Consider the following 16898-nt stretch of genomic DNA (forward strand, 5'->3'; position numbering starts at 1 on the left):
TGGATTACTGACCGTAAAATGAGATTCTATTGTATTTCCTGCAATAGAAAATGGATTACTGACCGTAAAATGAGATTCTATTGTATTGTATACAGTAGAATCTTGTATTCTGGGTGAAAACAGGCCTTTGTTCAACATTCAATTGTACGGAATACATTAGATTCTATTTCGAAGCCTTTTTTACAGCAATCCATATATTTAACTCTGACGCTCTACTAGCAGGAAATAGATGGATTTTATCCATTTACTGAAGGAGGCTGGAGCCCTGCGACGACAACAATTGGAAAAAGGGCACTTAATTCGTCTCCAAGAACGTCTAATAGCGAAAATGGATAGTAGCAGCTGCTGTTTATCCACTTATTTTCCTGAATTCAACAAACAGGTGAAAATTAAGATACGTTTTTCCACTTGTTTTAAATCCCACCCACAGGTGCGGCGATTATCTGCTCGTAGGGTATCGACAGAATACCTTTCATTCTCTGTACTAACTTCAAACGGCTAGGCCATCCTCCTAAGGACGGCCTAGCCGTTTCCACTTCTGCAATAAGAGCCATATTAGTATTTCGGTTGCTTAATGAAGGGGGATAGTACCTTCTGTGCAAAGGGACGAAGCCAAAAAGCTACAACGGTCGTTCCCGTCCATGAGCTGCGCTTATTTTGCAGATATTGATCATTAATGATATAAGTCCGGGTCGAAGCAGGGCTCCTAAGGCCCAGCCGTTCCCATTCAGCCGGATCATTGGACCCTCCAAGCCTGACCAGCATCGCCTCTTCCGCACGGTTGATCTTGCCCGGGATCTGATCGAACGCTCCGGTAATCTGTGTATGAAATTCATCGATCGGGCTGCGGCTGGCGATGCTCTCCAGGTGAATGCCTTCGCGGAGATAGGAGACGAAGGCTAGATGGTCAGCCCAGCATTCATCGATATAGAATAGCCGTACCCGCTGCTCCGCAGGGCTCATCGGCTGCTCGCCCAGCAGAATGCTGAGCCGCTCTGCGTAGAGAATCCGCCGCTGGTCCTCGATCATATCCGAATAACGGTTCAGCTCGTTATGGATATCGAAGTTCTGACTCATTACAATTTGCTGAATACTTACGATTTTCCGGCCAAGCAAAGGCTCTTCAATAGCTTCCTGCTGTCTGACCGCATGGGCTGGGGTAGGGGAGCTGAAGCGGCGCATCAGATCGTCTTCCAGACTGACATAGAAGACAGAAGCCCCCGGGTCGCCCTGGCGGCCGGAACGCCCGCGAAGCTGGTTGTCAATCCGTACGCTTTCGTTCACATGGGTGCCAATGACATATAAGCCGCCGAGCCGGGCGACAGCGTCTGCCTGTACCGGATCACCGCCGCCGAGCCGGATATCGACACCGCGTCCCGCCATATTCGTTGAGACTGTTACGGCGCCCAGTTCTCCGGCTCTGGCGATAATATCAGCTTCCTCAGCATCATTCTTCGCATTCAGCACCTGAGCGGGAACCCCGGCAGCCGCAAGCTCCGCAGCCAGCATGTCCGATTCCTCAACACTTGCGGTTCCGATCAGAATGGGACGGCCCTCCCTGTGAATAGAGGAGATGTCCTGCACGAGCGCCTGATATTTGGCTTCCTTGTGTGTGTAGATCCGGTGCGGGTAATCGGTCCGGATGTTCAGCCGGTTCGGCGGAATCTGTACCACCTGCAGAGCATAGATATCCTTGAATTCCATAGCGGAGGCACAGGCTGTAGCCGTCATTCCGCAGATTTCAGGATATAGGCTAATGAAGTGTTGAATAGTGATCGTACCGAGTATTTTCCCGCCTGCAGCCCATTTCAGTCCTTCCTTCGCTGTCAATGCCGCTTGCAGCCCGTCCGGCAAATAACGGTTCTCTGCCACGCGTCCTGTATACTCTTCAATCAGCTCGATAGCACCGCCACGGACGATATAATCAATATCCTTCGTTAATAAGGTCTCCACATGCAGTGCACAATTCAGTGAGGTTAGCAGCTGACTATTCCGGCTATCATAGAGATTACCGCATCCCAGCAACTCTTCTACTTTGGCAGCACCCACATCGTTCAGGTATACGTTCCGCTGGAATTCGTCATAATCGTAATGTTCTCCAGCCAGCAGCTGCCGGGCCAGATCCGCGTATCGCATGCCGTCGCTATGACTGACCTCAGATTCTCCGCTGATTACAAGCGGTACCCGCGCTTCATCAAGCAGCAAGGAATCGGCTTCGTCCACGATGACGTAGTGGAAAGGGCGGTGTACCGTAGCGGCTTCCGTGAGCGCAATGGTATCTCGCAAGTAATCGAACCCTGCTTCTTTTGCCGTAACATAGGTGATATCGCTCCTGTAGGCAGCCCGTTTCTCAGTCAGGCTCATGCCCGCTTGAACCGAATCCACCGATAGTCCCAGGAAGCGGTAAATGGGACCCATCCACTGCGCATCCCGCCGGGCCAGATAATCATTGAAGGTCAGCACATGAACGCCTTTGCCGGTCAGCGCATTCAGATAGGCCGGCATTACGGCTGAGAGGGTTTTGCCCTCACCGGTGTGCTGCTCGATCAGCATTCGTTCATGCAGGGCGATCCCGGCCATGATCTGGACATCATAAGGCTGTAAGCCGAGTGTTCTTGAGGAAACCTCACAGACTAATGAATAGGCATCGACAAGCAGCTCGTCCAGAGCTATGCCGGATTGGGCAGCTTGCTGGAGCCGGAAGGACTCCTCCTGAAGCTTGGTGTCATCCCATGCCTGCAAATTCCGTGTGCGGATTTGCTCCGTTTTGTCACGATAGGCTTTAAGCATATTCCGGTTATCGTATTCTCTGAAACGCTGCACGAATTTAGCGGCTATATTCATAGACAGTTCACTCCCCGTTCTCCCAACTACTAATATGAACGTCATCGGGCTACTTTACCTGTATATTATAGTCCATTACTGTTTCGGTTTACCAATGTATGGATTATAAGCTCCTGAGACAAGTATTAGCCGGATAGAAAAGGGGAGGGTAAGCGGCCTTTAGGCACTCAGCCCGCCGTCTACCGGCAGGATGACCCCTGTTACGAAGGATGCTTGATCACTAAGCAACCAGGCCGCAGCCTGTGCGACTTCTATGGGTTCAGCCGGACGCCGGAGGGGCGTTTTGGCACTGATTTGCTCGATAATCTCAGGATTGATGGAGACCCATTGTTGAATCATATCTGTCATAGTTGTGCCGGGGGCGATGGCATTGACCCGAATGCCCGCTGGTCCGTATTCGATGGCAAGCAAAAGTAATTAAAAAAACAAGCGGTCTTCAGACAAGGCGGATGGCCTTCCGAAGATCGCTTGTTTATGTGCAGAGCTTTTTACAATTAGCCTTTTACCCCACCGACAACCATCCCTTTAACGAAATACTTCTGCAGGAACGGATAGACGATGATAATCGGTACACTCGCTACAATGGTCATCGTAGCACGGATAGAGGTCGGTGTAACAGTCGCTTTATTGCCCTGCGCGTTCGCAAAGGCATCGGCTGCCGAGGAGCTGGACATCGCGGTGTTGGATGTTGACAGCATCTTCATCAGCTCGTATTGCAGCGTACTCAGGCTTGGCGTGGAGGAGTTGTACAGGAAGACGTCAAACCATGAATTCCACTGATAGACCGCTACGAACAGGGAGACGGTAGCCAGCGCCGGAACGGTCAGCGGAAGCACAATGCGCGAGAAGGTGATGAAGTCGCCTGCGCCGTCGATTTTGGCCGATTCCATCAGTCCCTCAGGCAGTGCCTCAATGAAGGAGCGGATGACGATCATATTAAATACGCCGATGATGCCCGGAATGATATAGACCCAGAAGCTGTTCAGCATGTTCAGCTCTTTGATCAGCAGGTAGCCTGGAATCAGACCGCCGCTGAAGTACATGGTGAAAATAAACGTGACGGACACAAACTTCTTCAGCTTATATTCCGGACGGCTTACCGTATAGGCCAGCATCGCTGTACAGAATACGGAGACCACAGTGCCGATTACCGTCCGTGCTGCAGAGACAAACGTTGAAAAGAAGATGTTGGATTCACTGAATACATACTCGAAGTTGCGCAGCGTCCATTCACGAGGCCAGATATAAATATCCCCGCGGACAGAGTCATTCGCTTCATTGAACGATAAAGCAAACATATTCAGGAACGGATAGAGGGTAACAATGACCAAGAGAATCATGAAGATCGTATTGCATATGTCGAAGATTCGGTCACCCAACGAAGAATTCCGGTATGAATTGGTTTTGGATTTAGCCATTACTTGTGTCCTCCTTTCTAGTACAATCTGCTTTCGCCCATACGCTTGGCGATATTATTGGCTGCGATCAAGAAGATGAAGCTGACCAGCGTTTTGAACATACCTGCTGCGGTGGCTAGCCCGAAGTTATTCATCTGCATCCCGTACTTCAGTACGAAGATATCCAGATTCTCCGAATAGTCGAGGTTCATCCCGTTACCTAACAGGTACTGCGCCTCGAAGCCGGACTCCAGAATATGGCCCAGATTCATAATCAGAATCAGTACGATAACCGGCTTAATACCCGGCAGGGTAATATAGAACATTCTTTGTAGACGGGATGCCCCGTCAATCTCAGCCGCTTCATATTGAGAAGGGTCGATGGAGGTGATGGCTGCCAGATAGATGATAGTATTCCAGCCGACATTCTTCCAGACTTCCGTAACCCCGAGTATTCCCCAGAAATACTTGCCTTCGCCCAGCCACAGAATTGGATGATCAATAAGCTGCATTTTGACCAGCAGCACATTGATGATCCCTTCCGGTGCCAGTGCCATTTGTACAATATTGGCCGCTACGACCCAGGAAATGAAGTAGGGCAGGTAACTGATCGTCTGAACGGTGCGTTTGAAGAATACATTGCGCAGCTCATTAAGCAGAAGGGCCAGAACAATAGCCGTTACAAAACCCAGTACCAGGTTAATAGAGCTCATAACCAGAGTATTACGAAGTACGCGATAGAACTGCTGTTCCTGGAACAGGAACTTGAAATTGTCCCAGCCGACCCACTTCTGGTCGAACAGATCCTTGGCTGGCTTGAATTTCTGGAAAGCAATCGTCCATCCCCATAGGGGGAGGTATTTGAATACAATCACCCATAACAGAAAGGGCAATGACATCAGCATCAGCATTTTCTGTTTAGATAGCTCTTTAAAAAAGGTTTTGAAGCGCGAAGTGCCGGTATTATTCGATTTTGCCAACTGCACAGCGGTTTTTCCCACCTGTACCGTCCCCTTTCCAAGCTCCATATTCTCTATTTGCTAACAAGTGTAAGTGTAGAAGGGAAAAGTGAAGGCGAGCTTCACTTTTCCCGGTTCATCATGCTGCATCTGGGAAGCGGACGCTTACCATTTGCCGTCGATGCGGTCCTTGATCTTGTTAGTCATGAATTCTTCGTAGCCCTTAGCATCGAGCTTGTTGTATTCGGCCAGGTATTCACTCCAGACCTTTTCAAATTGGCCAGGGGCAGCAAGCACCATACGAGGATAGTACTTCTGCTGCAAATCGCCGGCTCTCTGGCTGAAGAGCTGCTCAGGGGAGCCCGGTTCTTTCTCAATACTCCAAGCAGGGTACCATGGACGCTCTACCGGCTCGGCATAGAAGTCGGAGAAGGTCTTCAGGTTGTATGCCTTCAGCAGTGTTTTGTCGCCTTCTGTGTAGTTGATAGCTGCAACTTCCGGCTGGTTGAACGGAACGTGGGCGTTGCCGTCATCATAAACGGAGTTGTCGCCATAACGCGGCCATTCATAATCGAAATAAGCGAAGCCGAATTTACGTTTGAAATCATTGTCGTTGCGGTTTGTCAGCTGTTCTTCGCTCATCACCATACGGCCTTCAGCGTTCTTAGTGTAAGTTTCGCCTTCAATGCCCCACTCTACAAGCTTCTGGTTCTCGTCGGTCAGCAGGTTGTCGAAATACTTGATGATGCGGACCGGATCCTTCGCGCTGACAGAGATGCCCAGCCCGCGGTTGTTCACGAAGGACGGAGGATCAACATAAGCGTCTTTAATGCCTTCGTCAAATACGATAGGAAGGGCAACGTAACGCAGGTCGTCATTGCCAGCGGATCTCAGGTTGTTAGTGGCGTCGTTGATTTGCCAGGAATAGTTGACATATCCGAGCACACGGCCGGAGGTCAGCTTCGCCAGATACTGGTCTTTGTTCGCTGTGAACGTCTCTGGGTCAACCAGACCCTTACCGTTCATTTCGTTCAATTTGGCCAGCCAGCGCTTCTCATCTTCGGTTCCCTGATACAGCTTGGCTTCATGAGACTCCATGTCCACCAGGACGCCGCCTTCATTCGGATAACCGGCCAGATGCATTGGCTGGTTGGTGATGGTGAAGAATTCACCGGCTGTACCGGCGAAGGTGGCGAAGCCGATGGTGTCTTTACCATCCACCTTAGGGTACTTGGCCTGGTATTTCTCAATCAGGTCAAAGTACTGGTCAAGCGTTTTCACTTCCGGGTAACCGAACTCCTTAAGGACGCGTCTCTGCATCCAGAAGGTGCTGCTAGGGTCCGGGGGTGACAAGTATCCGTTTACATTTGCAGTGAAGGGAAGGATATAGATGTTGCCGTCTTCATTGGTGATCTTGTTCATATAATCGCCGTAGACACGCTTGATATTAGGGCCATACTTCTCAATCAGATCATTGAGCGGAATGTATGCACCGGCATCGAGCAGCTTGGCCAGCTCGCCGACTGGAGAGATGACATCCGGATAGTCGCCTCCGGCAATCATAACCCCGGACTTGGTGCTTCCATCGCCAACTACGTATTCCATTTTCCAGTCTACACCTGTCTGTTCCTGAAGCTTCTTACCGATGGTAGTATCACTGGCCATGGTATCCTTGTTGGCCCCGAAGCCGAAGTAAGTGAACGTTACCGGCTCAGTGCTTACCTCGCCGTCGTTGCCGCTGGAACTGTTCTTGTTCCCGTTGTTACCGCCCGAGCAGCCGGCAATGAGGAGGGCTGAAGCCATAACAGCAGCCAGTCCGGTTTGCAACCATTTCTTTGTACGCATTTCATATCCCCTTTCTTTACTTTGTGCTATTGAACAACCTCATTATAAAAGAAAGCGTTTAACTTTGTTACAGGGCAAACCTTAGATCAGTCTTTGAATAATTAAGGTATACCCTATATTTATTTGTTCTCCAGAGGCAGACGCAGCAAAATGCGGGTTCCCGCTCCGGGCTCGCTCGTGATGGAGAAGGTGAACGATTCCCCGTAGGTGATCCTCAGCCGGGTGATTACATTCTTCATCCCGATTGAATCACCCATGGCAGACTCATCCTCCAGGTAATGCATAAGCTCACTGATTTTCGCCTGGTCCATGCCCACGCCGTTATCTGCAATGACGAAGACAATCTGCCCGTTCTCCTGGGCGATCTGGATGTTGATATACCCGATGCCCGCTATATTCTCAATCCCGTGAATACTGGCGTTCTCCACATACGGAAGGAAGGCCATCTTCGGAATTTCAATGCTCAGCAGCGACTGGTCCACCTCGATGTGATATTCAAGCTTGTTGTCGAAGCGGTATTTCTGAATCTCCAGGAAGCTCTCGATTAATTCAAGCTCCTCGCGGATCGTAACGAAGCTGCTCTTCCACATGATTGATTTGCGGAAAATCTTCGCCATGTTCTGAATCGTCCGGGCCGTCTGGGTCTCGCCCTTCATCATACTGCGCATCCGGATCGTCTCCAGCGCATTGAACAGGAAGTGAGGGTTGATCTGGCTGTGCAGCGCATGCAGCTGAGCCTGCCGCTGCCGCAGCTCAAGCTCCTTCTTCTGTATTTCTGCAACATATACATCATTGATCAGGTTCTCAATACGTTTACTCATCCGGTTGAACTCGACGGTAAGCTCACCGATCTCATCCCGCTCCAGGTGGTAGGGGATCAGTCCGAAATTTTTGTCTTTTACAGACTTCATATGCTTCAGAATGTTCTTAATACGCGTGTGGATAGAACGGGACATGATCATAATTACAATGGTGGGAACCAGGAAGTTAATGCCGGCAAACCACAGGATAAATTGCCCGGATTGTCTGACATCTGACAAAATAAGGGTCTCATCCAGGACGCCGTAAATCGACCAGCCGCTTAGGTAACGGTTATTCTGGTAAGTCTTGTCGATCACAATCGCCTGCTTTGGCTTGGGAATCTCAGTTGGGGTCAGGGTGTGCGCCGCAGTAATCAGCCCGCTGGGCTGACCGCTGGAGAGACGGCCGAAGCGGGCCTGGCCCGACGGGTCGAGAATATAGAAATCACCGCTGAAGCTGGAAAGATCCAGAATCTGCCGGATATAGTTCATGTTCAGGTCAATTTTCAGGACATGCTCATACGTCTCCAGCCTGCGGTCAGTGAGCCGCTGGATCACGCTGATGCTGTCGGGCGTCACATAGAGATGGGGGTGTGTGTTGCTGAATTGGCTGATCTCTTTATACCAGTCCTGCTGGCGCATACTGTCCTCCAGCTTAATGATATGGGCTGAGGCCAGAACGGTTGGATTGTCGGTCATAATCACCGAGGAGCTCAGCACCTTGTTCTCTTTGTCAGTCCGGTTGAACAGATTCGATATGGCGTTCAGCGACTCCACATAGCGGTCCGTTGAAGCATAGGTGGTATTCAGATGCTGGATCAGCTGCCGGTCAATGGAGTAGAGGTAGGATATGCCTGCTGCATCTTCAATTACGGTCCTCAGCTCAGCCTGCAGCAGATTCATCGCCTGCTCGGCATCTGCGGTCTTCTGATTCTTGATATTGGCGGTGGTCACCTGATAGAACATTACATTGGTCAGGATGATCGGAATGAACACGCATACAATGTAGATGACAATCAGCTTGCTTCTAAGCTTCATATGATTCAGACGGAAGTTGAACACGGCAGGGAGCCTCCTTATTTACTGCCCAATCATCATATTGCGATAATCAGTCGGCGTCATATTCTCAAGCTTTTCAAACTGGGTGGCAAAATAATCCGCATTCTGGAAGCCGACCAGCTCCGCGATTTCGTACATCCGTTTCTTGGTCTGCCGCAGCAGGCGCTTGGCCTCCTCAATCCGCAGGGTCAGCAGGTATTCATTGAAATACACACCGTAGGTTTTGCGGAATAACTGTCCAAGATAGACCGGATTCATATCGAAATCGGCGGCAATACCCTTGAGGTAGATATTTTCACGGTAATGCCCGTCGATGTATTTTTTGATTTTTTCAATATTGCCTTCGCTCTTGCCGCCGCGCTTCTCTGCGATATATTCTGCGGCTTCGGCGATAAACTGCTGGAATACCTGCTTCAGCTGCTTCAAATTACGGTATTTCAGCGGCCAGTTGAGCAGCTCGGTCATCCATTGCAGTGCGTTCTCGTCACCTTCAAGCTGCCGGATAATGTTGATGATGGCAATCATGCTGCGCCGGATCGTGTTCGTCACCGCCCCGGGGGCGAAGTGGCGCTCCTGGAACATGGTGAAAATAGCATCCACAGTTGAGCTGTAACCCTTGTTGTCATTGGCTTCGACCTCGTAAATCAGCTTGCTGTGCAATCCTTCATCGATATCGAAATAGTATAAGGGCAGCTCCAGCAGCTCGTCCGCCATATAAATGCCCTCGAAGCCGGCGGCAAAACGGTACTGGAGGCATTGCTCCGCACTGGCCCCGGAGGCTACAATCTGATTGAGATGGCTTACCTTCCGGCCAACGAACAAAGCGATGCTTGTTTCAAGCTCCCGTTCCAGTGTATCCAGCATCGTACGGTAGCCTCCCCACGGGGAAGGATGGGGTTCATCCACCCACTGGCCGGGCAAGATCATCCCGTATTGATTGTTCGTGCGTACATGAAGAAGCAGAGTCTGAGCCTCTTGGCGGAAATAACGCAGCAGAGAGTTCTTCAGGGCAGGCAGATAATCGACTTCTCCGGCAGGAAGCTGATCCTGCATTTCTGCGATGAGGTACGTATAGGAAGAGGTGAGAGGCAGCTCCAGCGCATAGGCGATCCGTCCCATGACCTGATCATCGGGCTGCGTCTGCAGCAGGCTTTCGATGACCGTCTCGACCAAGGGCTTCTCCCGGGTGATGGAGAGGAGCTGCTTTTTGTTCAGCATATGGGCGATTTTGCCAAGCGCAACCGTAAGCTCCTGTTCGTCAACCGGCTTGAGGATATAATCCGACACATTGTACCGGAAGGCTTGCTGGGCATAGGAGAAGTCGGCATATCCGCTCAAAATAATAAAAATCGGCTCCTGCACAAGCTCCGTCTTCACTTTCTTGATCAGTCCCAGCCCGTCCAGCACGGGCATACGGATATCGGCAATCACCAGCTCCGGGTTCAATTGTTCAATCAGGGTAAGCGCTTGCTCCCCGTTCTCGGCTTCACCGCAAATCTCGAATTGCGGCGAGCATTCGCTCAGAATCCGGATCAAGCCCTTCCGCACAAAAACTTCATCATCTACAATCAGCACCTTATACAATGGACTTCCTCCTTGGGGTTATTCTGGATTGCTTGGTCTTGTTCCATCCTCGGTCAAGTCGCAGTGTGATCATTATAAGCTAATTCCCTGACAGAATTCGAGTGGAAACGACTTTTTATTCTAGCACCTGCTGGAAAATCCTTTCAACACGAAGAGCCTGCATCGTTAGACACAGGCTCTCCGGTATTGTATTTTCCGCTTAATCTCCGGACTTATTTGTCATTCTGCCGGAGATGCGGGGGCTGGGGATGCACATGCTGTACCAGATCAGCAGCCCGGGTCTGTACATTCGCCAGTTCAGCTGAATAATCATCCGCCCACAGGTCTCCTCTGGCCAGGCGTTCCTTCAAATCCTGGGTGAGGGCAGCGGCGACCAGATCCATCAGCTTCTGCGTACTGGTTCCGCTTGTGCCTGCCAGTTCGGCAAGGGATTGTCCGCTGCCGAGACCGGAGGCAAGCTGGCTGGTGCTGATTCCCAGCAGTCCGGCGAGTTCCGAGCGGTCAAGACTTTCCAGCCCAGGCCCGAGCGGCGGTAATTCAGCCGTATCTGCCGGTGCTGAACCGGGCACCGGCGGCTTCGGCCGGGTCTGGTTCAGCAGGGACGCCGCACGCTTGGAGACTTCACTGAGGCGGCTCTTATACACGCTCTCGGTGATACGTCCATCCTTATATTCCTGGCTGAGTCTGGCCTCTATTGCATTTGCGGTGAGCTGGAGCAGCTTCTGAGAGTCCACGTTCTGCTGCTTGGCAATTGCGCTAAGCGAGCTTCCCGATTCAAGCGCTGTGCGCAGCCCGCTGGCCGACAGGCCAAGCGTGGCCAGCAGGTCGCTGGTCTCGATGCCGCCGAGACCGGGACCGCCTAAGCCGGGGCCGCCGGGTGCTCCGGCTGGCGGGCTTAGCGGCTCTGTACCGGCAGGCGGAAGGCCAGCTTCAGGAGCCGGAAGCAGCGGAGCTGGACTCGAAACGCTAGTAGCCGATGGGGAAGAGGCAGCGAAGGCGCTCAGCCCGCCAGTACTTAGGATGAGTGCTGCCGTCAAGGTGCCTGCAAGCAGCTTGCTTGCTTTTGGAGTGAATAGATTACGTGGTGAAGTCATCGTAGAATCATCCTTTCCCGCTAGGGGTAATGTATGGCGTGCCACTTACTCTATACTCCCAGTGTGAAAATACGGAGAAAGGGCAACTGCATTGTTTTCACCAGATTTTCACTGGAATGTGGTATCTTGATATATTGACAAATGTACAGGACACAAGCACCTGATGAGAGGGAGGGGAGGACCCCATGAAGATCTTGCTCGCGGAAGATGATACCCGGCTGGGTGAACTGATCGTACATATGATTAAGAAGAAAGCGGCATACACCGTTGAATGGGTCACTTCCGGGGATGAGGCGTATGATCTCGCCAGTGTCTCCGGCTATGATGTGCTGGTGCTGGACTGGATGCTGCCGGAGCGGGATGGCCGGGAGGTGTGCCGTCAGCTGCGTCAGGATGGCTATCTTGGGGCTATCCTGATACTGACGGCAAGAGATTCGCTGGAGGACAGGATTCGCGGTCTTGATGCGGGAGCGGATGATTATCTGGTGAAGCCGTTCGAAATAGACGAATTGCTGGCCCGGCTCCGGGCCTTGGGCCGACGGACCTTCCTCCCGCTGGAGAATGACACATGCCGGATCGGAGAGCTGGTGCTGGACCGGAACAGCCACCGGATTGCGGCAGGGATGCAGGAGGTTCAGCTTACGCCCAGAGAGTATCAGCTCCTGGATCTGCTCCTGAAGAACCAGGGCACGGTGCTTGCCCGCGAGGTGATCCTGGACCGGATCTGGGGGATGGAATCTGAGGTTACGCTCAAGACCATCGATGCCACGGTCAAGCTGCTCCGTAAGAAGCTGGCACTCTTGGACGGAGAACAGCAGCACATTCACAGCATCCGGGGAGTGGGGTATAGCTTTGAAATTTAATGTTTTTCGTTCCGGGGCCAGCCGCTCCGGCAATGACTTGTTCGCACGCACCCAAAAGCGCCTTACCTGGCGGTACAGTGCGGTGATGAGCGTATTTCTGCTATTGTCCTTCCTTATCATCTATCTGCTTCTGCATCTTCTGATCTGGAATAACCAGAAGGAGCGGCTTCATTCTCTGCTGGATGCCGAGGTGAAGCAGCTGCAAGGACCTATGTTCGATGAACTGCTGCAAGGGAGGGATCATGGGCCGGGGAATCAGGAATTTACACTCAGTGCGGATCAGTCATTCTACGTGATCTTGAATACGGAGGGCGGTCTGCTGGGCAGCGGCGAGATTCAGCCGGGACTGAAGGAGCAAGTGCTGAAGCTGGCAGATTCCGGGGCGGCCAAGACAGCGGAGGGACTTGCGATAGTGGAGCTGGAGCAGGGGCCAGGCCTGCTGCATAAGGGGAATGATCCCAAGGACAGCCCGCAGGCTGCTTATCTGCTCGGCAGCCGGGTCTTCGAGCATAAGGGGCAGCCTGCGGGCATCCTGTATGCCGGTAAAGATGTTACCTTCCAGCAGCAGTTATTCCGCTGGCTTCTCGGCGTATTGGCCGCCATCGCAGCGGTATTCATCCTGCTGGCCGCCGTCTTCAGCCGGGTGATGTCGCGGCAGGCGATGGTGCCGGTCCGCGAGGCGTATGACCGGCAGAAGCACTTCGCGGCGGACGCCTCGCATGAGCTCCGCACGCCGCTGAGCGTGATGCTGTCCTCCATCGAGACGCTGAAGCTGGAGGACAGCATCAATGAACAGGCGTTCACCCGTCATGTGGTGGACGGGATGTATTCGGAGGTCCAGCGGATGACCGCGCTGACCCGTGACCTGCTCCTGCTGGCCCGCAGTGATGCCGGGCTGCTGGAGCAGGTCCTCCGGCGCTTCGACCTTGCGCCGGTCCTGGCCCTTACGCTCTCCGGCCTGGGCGTGCTGGCCGAAGCGAAGCAGATCCGGCTTACCCTCGAAGCTCCGGCGGAGCTTCCGGTGAAGCAGGATCAGGAGAAGCTGGTGCAGCTCATGGTCATTCTGCTGGAGAATGCCATCAAGTTCACACCCGCAGGCGGCCGCGTCATTCTGCGGGCTGCGCTCATTCAGAAGAACAGCAGCACGTGGCTGGCGCTGGAGGTGCAGGATACAGGCATGGGTATTCCTGCGGAAGACCTGAGCCGGATCTTCGAGCGCTTCTACCGCCCTGACCAGTCGCGTTCGCGGGAGGCCGGGGGCCACGGGCTGGGGCTTGCCATTGCCAAGGAGCTGGTAGACACGCTTGGCGGCAGCATAATGGCTGAGAACTGCCCCGGGGGAGGCAGCGTGTTCCGTGTGGAGCTGCGGAGCTGAAGCGGTAGTAAGGGCACGAACAGAATGTATGCGGAAAACCGAACACATATTGACTTGTAGGCGAATTCTGCTTCTATCTTGCCGTATATGGGAGCATCTGTCCGAACATCTGCGAACCTGCCTGCTGAGTCAGCCTCTTCTACGCTGAGCGCAGCTCACCCGATGTAAGTCCGGATGCTCCGCATTGGGTGAGCCGGGTCTTTCCCGTATAATAGTAGACGTTACGCCGGATGTGACATCAGAGCTTCACCCTGGCGTATGAACTCTAAGCATCAGGAAGGGAATGAAGAAACGTTGACTTATACGAAACTGTTGGAACGAAAAGGCGAAATTCTCAAGCGAACCGTGGAAACCTGGATCATGAAAGAGAATCGTGACGGACTGGACCGTCAAGAAGCCCATATCTACAGGAATATGGTCAAAGAGCTTCATCAGAACGAGCAGGAACTGAATGTGGCACGTGTGGAGGAACTGGATAAGAGCACGGATTCGGACACAGAAGGAGCTGCTTCAGCCCAGAGAGAGCTTGTATCGCAGGGTGTGTGAAACCGATAGCCCATGAAGCTGCCTTACTAAATAACATGACAATGGAAAAAGCCGCCCGGCTTCGCTTGATGCGAAGGAAGGGCGGCTTTTGGATGTCTTATACTAATGTTCGTAATCCTACAACCTAACAACCCGCCGGTACACCAGGCAATCCAGCAGATCCTCCCATTCCAGCTCGCTCTCATAAGGATCGCGGAAAGCGGTCGCGGTTGGGAGATACCCGAGGGCAACACCTTGGCCGCCGTGCAGATTGCAGCCGCCGTCGCCGCCTTTGCCAGTTATGCCGTCCGGCGTGAGGACCAGCTCCTTTTTGTAAGGATCGCCGGGGAAGCATAGGCCGAACGCATTCGGCAGCTCCAGCGGATACGGGTCCTCAGCATTAGCCACACTTGAACCGGACACATGTCTGAGCCGCATGGTTTCGTCAATCTCGTCGCCCCACGGGAACAGCGTTCGTGCAGCTGCGCCGTACAGATACTCCCATTCGTCCTCAGTCGGCAGGGTGAAGCCCTCCGGCAGCTCTGACTCGCACCATTCTTCGAACGATTCGCTGTCGTCGAACAGGAACACTACGATCTGTTCCCCGTCCCGTTCGAGCCGGAAATACTGGGAGTACTCATAGCTGGTGTGCGGCCCCTGACGGAACTCTTCGATAGCTTCGAGCACATCCTCATCTTCTTCCGGGTCCAGCCGGTCCAGCGGACATTCGTACCAGCCTGCTGAAGCAGGCTGGCGCTGGACGAGCAATGGCCCGATCACAGCTTCGCGGACGGGAGACATCTCGGCATACATATGTACCTCTGAGCGGCCCAGGGTCACCGTGTCGCCCGGCACGTACACGTATTCACTGCCCTCATATACGAAGACACCCGTTTCTATGGACTGGCCGTAACGTTCGAACCTCTCTAACCGCAGCCACTTGAAGCCAGCGGGCAGCTGTTTAAGCACTCCCTGCATCGCGTGCCTTTTCTCTTCAACCGTTAATTGCCCCCATGCGGCACGGTTCCATGCTACCATGTCATACTCTCCTCCCGGGAATAGGCATTGTCTGCCTGATTACTGTCATTGTAATGGACAGCCCCGGGTACTGGCAAACGCGCCGGGAATGCGGCCGGACACACCGGTTAGATAGCATCCATTTATAACCTGTCCTTATTGTCTAGGTGGTCATATAATAATTCAGGTTGGAACATTAATACATAGTAAAAGAGGGATAGGAGTTATGAATTCAAAACGATTGAAATTTTTCACCGCAGGCTTTGCGCTATTACTGGCGGCACAGGTACTGCTTCCTGGACGCTCATCGGCGGCAAAAGTCATGGAACAGCTCCCGAAGCCGGAATGGAGCTATACGCTGCCGGATGGCATTACCTTCTGGGGCACTATAGACACCTTACAGAGTAAGAATCGAATGTTCATTCCGCTGGTCAAGACCGTAACCGTAGCCCCTTCCAAGACGAAGTCTTCGGGCATGTTGTACGCATCCATTGACCGCATTAACGGTTCTGCCAACTGGGTATATGACTATTCGGACATGGCCAACGACAAGCCGTTTACTGCTAATGGTTTTTATTCTGCCAGTAACGGCTACAGCTATTTCTATAAAATGTGGGGCGGCAAACCCTATGATCTTACCGTTGTTGATCCGAACGGCAAACGGAAATGGACCAAAACCATAACCGGGTCCTACTCGCCGATGGTGTTGGATAACGGAAATATTGTGATTCGAACCTTGGTTAGCGGCAATGTAGCTTCTCGTGGTATTACCGAGTACAGTCAGGACGGGAAGCAGGTACGCAAGCTTAAGCTGACCGGCAAATGGGCCTCAGGGGTGATTGATGTGCTGCCGAACGGCTATGTGGTACATAAGGAGCTGGATACAAACAGAGTCAGCGTATACCGGAGTCTGGATGCTCTGACGAAACCGCTGGCTGCCTACACCGCTCCCAAAGCAGTTAAATATCCTGATTTCCAGGTGTATCCGCTTCGCGGCGGTTCGTTCCTGATTAAGATGAGCAGTAGCGATACCTGGCTGTTATTCGGCTATGACGCTAACGGCACCAAGAAGTGGGTGCGTCCTGTGAACAAGATGGATCGGATCGATACGACCGGCAACAACTATCTGATCCAGAGCGACAACGTCTACAAATTGTACAGCAAAGACAACCAATTACTCGGCAAGCAGCAGATCGGTGAAGCCGGGGACCGCGAATGGTACTGCCGGATAACACCATCGGGCGAGATTACGGTCGAGAAGCAGTACCAATGGCAGGAGCGTCCGGCTGTCGTTGATCCTGAGACCTTTGAGGGGGATATTGCCAAGGAGGATTTCTATGTGCTGGACCCGGCGAACCTGCAGATCAAATATCATCTCTCCACAAGCTGGCACGACTACGAAACCGGGCATAATTACATTTATGCGGGAGGCGGGGAGCTGTACATCACGAGGAGCTATGCGCCTAAGACGATTACCAAGTACATGTTAAAATAGCACCGAACCAGGCTTAGACCTCCGCATGACAAAAAGATCGT

13 protein-coding genes are annotated in these 16898 nt (G+C 52.5%); 4 read left to right on the plus strand and 9 right to left on the minus strand.

What is annotated here, in order from left to right; all coding sequences use genetic code 11:
- Window positions 1-555: 555 nt before the first annotated feature.
- The 8 genes from NST26_RS14115 to NST26_RS14150 form a co-directional block, all read right to left on the minus strand.
- Window positions 556-2844 (minus strand): preprotein translocase subunit SecA, encoded by a 2289-nt coding sequence (locus tag NST26_RS14115; RefSeq protein ID WP_339256290.1) that lies wholly within the window; start codon window positions 2842-2844, stop codon window positions 556-558.
- 159 nt (window positions 2845-3003) lie between these two features.
- Entirely contained in the window at window positions 3004-3255 is a 252-nt protein-coding gene (locus tag NST26_RS14120; protein WP_339256292.1) for an SDR family NAD(P)-dependent oxidoreductase, read from the minus strand.
- An 83-nt stretch (window positions 3256-3338) separates the two neighbouring features.
- Window positions 3339-4262, minus strand: coding sequence for a carbohydrate ABC transporter permease (locus NST26_RS14125; protein WP_036729010.1), 924 nt, complete (start codon window positions 4260-4262; stop codon window positions 3339-3341).
- 17 nt (window positions 4263-4279) lie between these two features.
- Entirely contained in the window at window positions 4280-5242 is a 963-nt protein-coding gene (locus NST26_RS14130; protein ID WP_051478310.1) for an ABC transporter permease, read from the minus strand.
- Between the two features lie 123 nt (window positions 5243-5365).
- Window positions 5366-7045 carry an ABC transporter substrate-binding protein gene (locus NST26_RS14135; RefSeq protein ID WP_339256294.1) on the minus strand — a complete coding sequence of 560 codons (1680 nt, stop codon included), beginning with the start codon at window positions 7043-7045 and terminating at the stop codon, window positions 5366-5368.
- A gap of 119 nt (window positions 7046-7164) precedes the next feature.
- Complete coding sequence (locus NST26_RS14140) at window positions 7165-8907, minus strand: sensor histidine kinase (protein ID WP_339256296.1); 1743 nt, start codon at window positions 8905-8907, stop codon at window positions 7165-7167.
- Between the two features lie 18 nt (window positions 8908-8925).
- Window positions 8926-10479, minus strand: a complete 1554-nt coding sequence (locus NST26_RS14145; RefSeq protein WP_339257463.1) for a response regulator transcription factor — start codon at window positions 10477-10479, stop codon at window positions 8926-8928.
- A 221-nt stretch (window positions 10480-10700) separates the two neighbouring features.
- A complete protein-coding gene (locus NST26_RS14150) occupies window positions 10701-11582 on the minus strand; it encodes a hypothetical protein (protein ID WP_339256298.1) in 882 nt (293 codons plus the stop codon).
- Window positions 11583-11767: 185 nt separating this feature from the next.
- Here NST26_RS14150 and NST26_RS14155 point away from each other — a divergent pair, with 185 nt between their 5' ends.
- The 3 genes from NST26_RS14155 to NST26_RS14165 all read left to right on the plus strand — a co-directional run bounded on the left by NST26_RS14155 (window position 11768) and on the right by NST26_RS14165 (window position 14366).
- Complete coding sequence (locus NST26_RS14155; protein ID WP_339256300.1) at window positions 11768-12445, plus strand: response regulator transcription factor; 678 nt, start codon at window positions 11768-11770, stop codon at window positions 12443-12445.
- The gene (locus NST26_RS14160) at window positions 12435-13820 is read left to right on the plus strand and encodes a sensor histidine kinase (protein ID WP_339256302.1); all 1386 of its coding nucleotides are present in this window, start codon (window positions 12435-12437) and stop codon (window positions 13818-13820) included. Before NST26_RS14155 ends, NST26_RS14160 begins: the two co-directional genes overlap by 11 nt.
- A 360-nt stretch (window positions 13821-14180) precedes the next feature.
- The gene (locus NST26_RS14165; RefSeq protein WP_340979281.1) at window positions 14181-14366 is read left to right on the plus strand and encodes a hypothetical protein; all 186 of its coding nucleotides are present in this window, start codon (window positions 14181-14183) and stop codon (window positions 14364-14366) included.
- A 117-nt stretch (window positions 14367-14483) separates the two neighbouring features.
- Here NST26_RS14165 and NST26_RS14170 read toward each other — a convergent pair whose 3' ends face one another.
- Window positions 14484-15383, minus strand: coding sequence for a hypothetical protein (locus NST26_RS14170; protein WP_340979282.1), 900 nt, complete (start codon window positions 15381-15383; stop codon window positions 14484-14486).
- Window positions 15384-15588: 205 nt separating this feature from the next.
- Here NST26_RS14170 and NST26_RS14175 point away from each other — a divergent pair, with 205 nt between their 5' ends.
- Complete coding sequence (locus tag NST26_RS14175; protein WP_340979283.1) at window positions 15589-16857, plus strand: hypothetical protein; 1269 nt, start codon at window positions 15589-15591, stop codon at window positions 16855-16857.
- Window positions 16858-16898: the final 41 nt, after the last annotated feature.

The sequence above is a fragment of the Paenibacillus sp. FSL R7-0128 genome (assembly GCF_038002245.1).
Lineage (GTDB): Bacteria > Bacillota > Bacilli > Paenibacillales > Paenibacillaceae > Paenibacillus_AQ > Paenibacillus_AQ silagei.

Bases quoted from the DNA above. Each gene is read 5' to 3' on its own strand.
- NST26_RS14115 (WP_339256290.1), bottom strand. From the start codon at position 2,844: ATGAATATAGCCGCTAAATTCGTGCAGCGTTTCAGAGAATACGATAAC.
- NST26_RS14125 (WP_036729010.1), bottom strand. From the start codon at position 4,262: ATGGCTAAATCCAAAACCAATTCATACCGGAATTCTTCGTTGGGTGAC.
- NST26_RS14135 (WP_339256294.1), bottom strand. From the start codon at position 7,045: ATGCGTACAAAGAAATGGTTGCAAACCGGACTGGCTGCTGTTATGGCT.
- NST26_RS14150 (WP_339256298.1), bottom strand. From the start codon at position 11,582: ATGACTTCACCACGTAATCTATTCACTCCAAAAGCAAGCAAGCTGCTT.
- NST26_RS14155 (WP_339256300.1), top strand. From the start codon at position 11,768: ATGAAGATCTTGCTCGCGGAAGATGATACCCGGCTGGGTGAACTGATC.
- NST26_RS14165 (WP_340979281.1), top strand. From the start codon at position 14,181: ATGAAAGAGAATCGTGACGGACTGGACCGTCAAGAAGCCCATATCTAC.
- NST26_RS14170 (WP_340979282.1), bottom strand. From the start codon at position 15,383: ATGGTAGCATGGAACCGTGCCGCATGGGGGCAATTAACGGTTGAAGAG.
- NST26_RS14175 (WP_340979283.1), top strand. From the start codon at position 15,589: ATGAATTCAAAACGATTGAAATTTTTCACCGCAGGCTTTGCGCTATTA.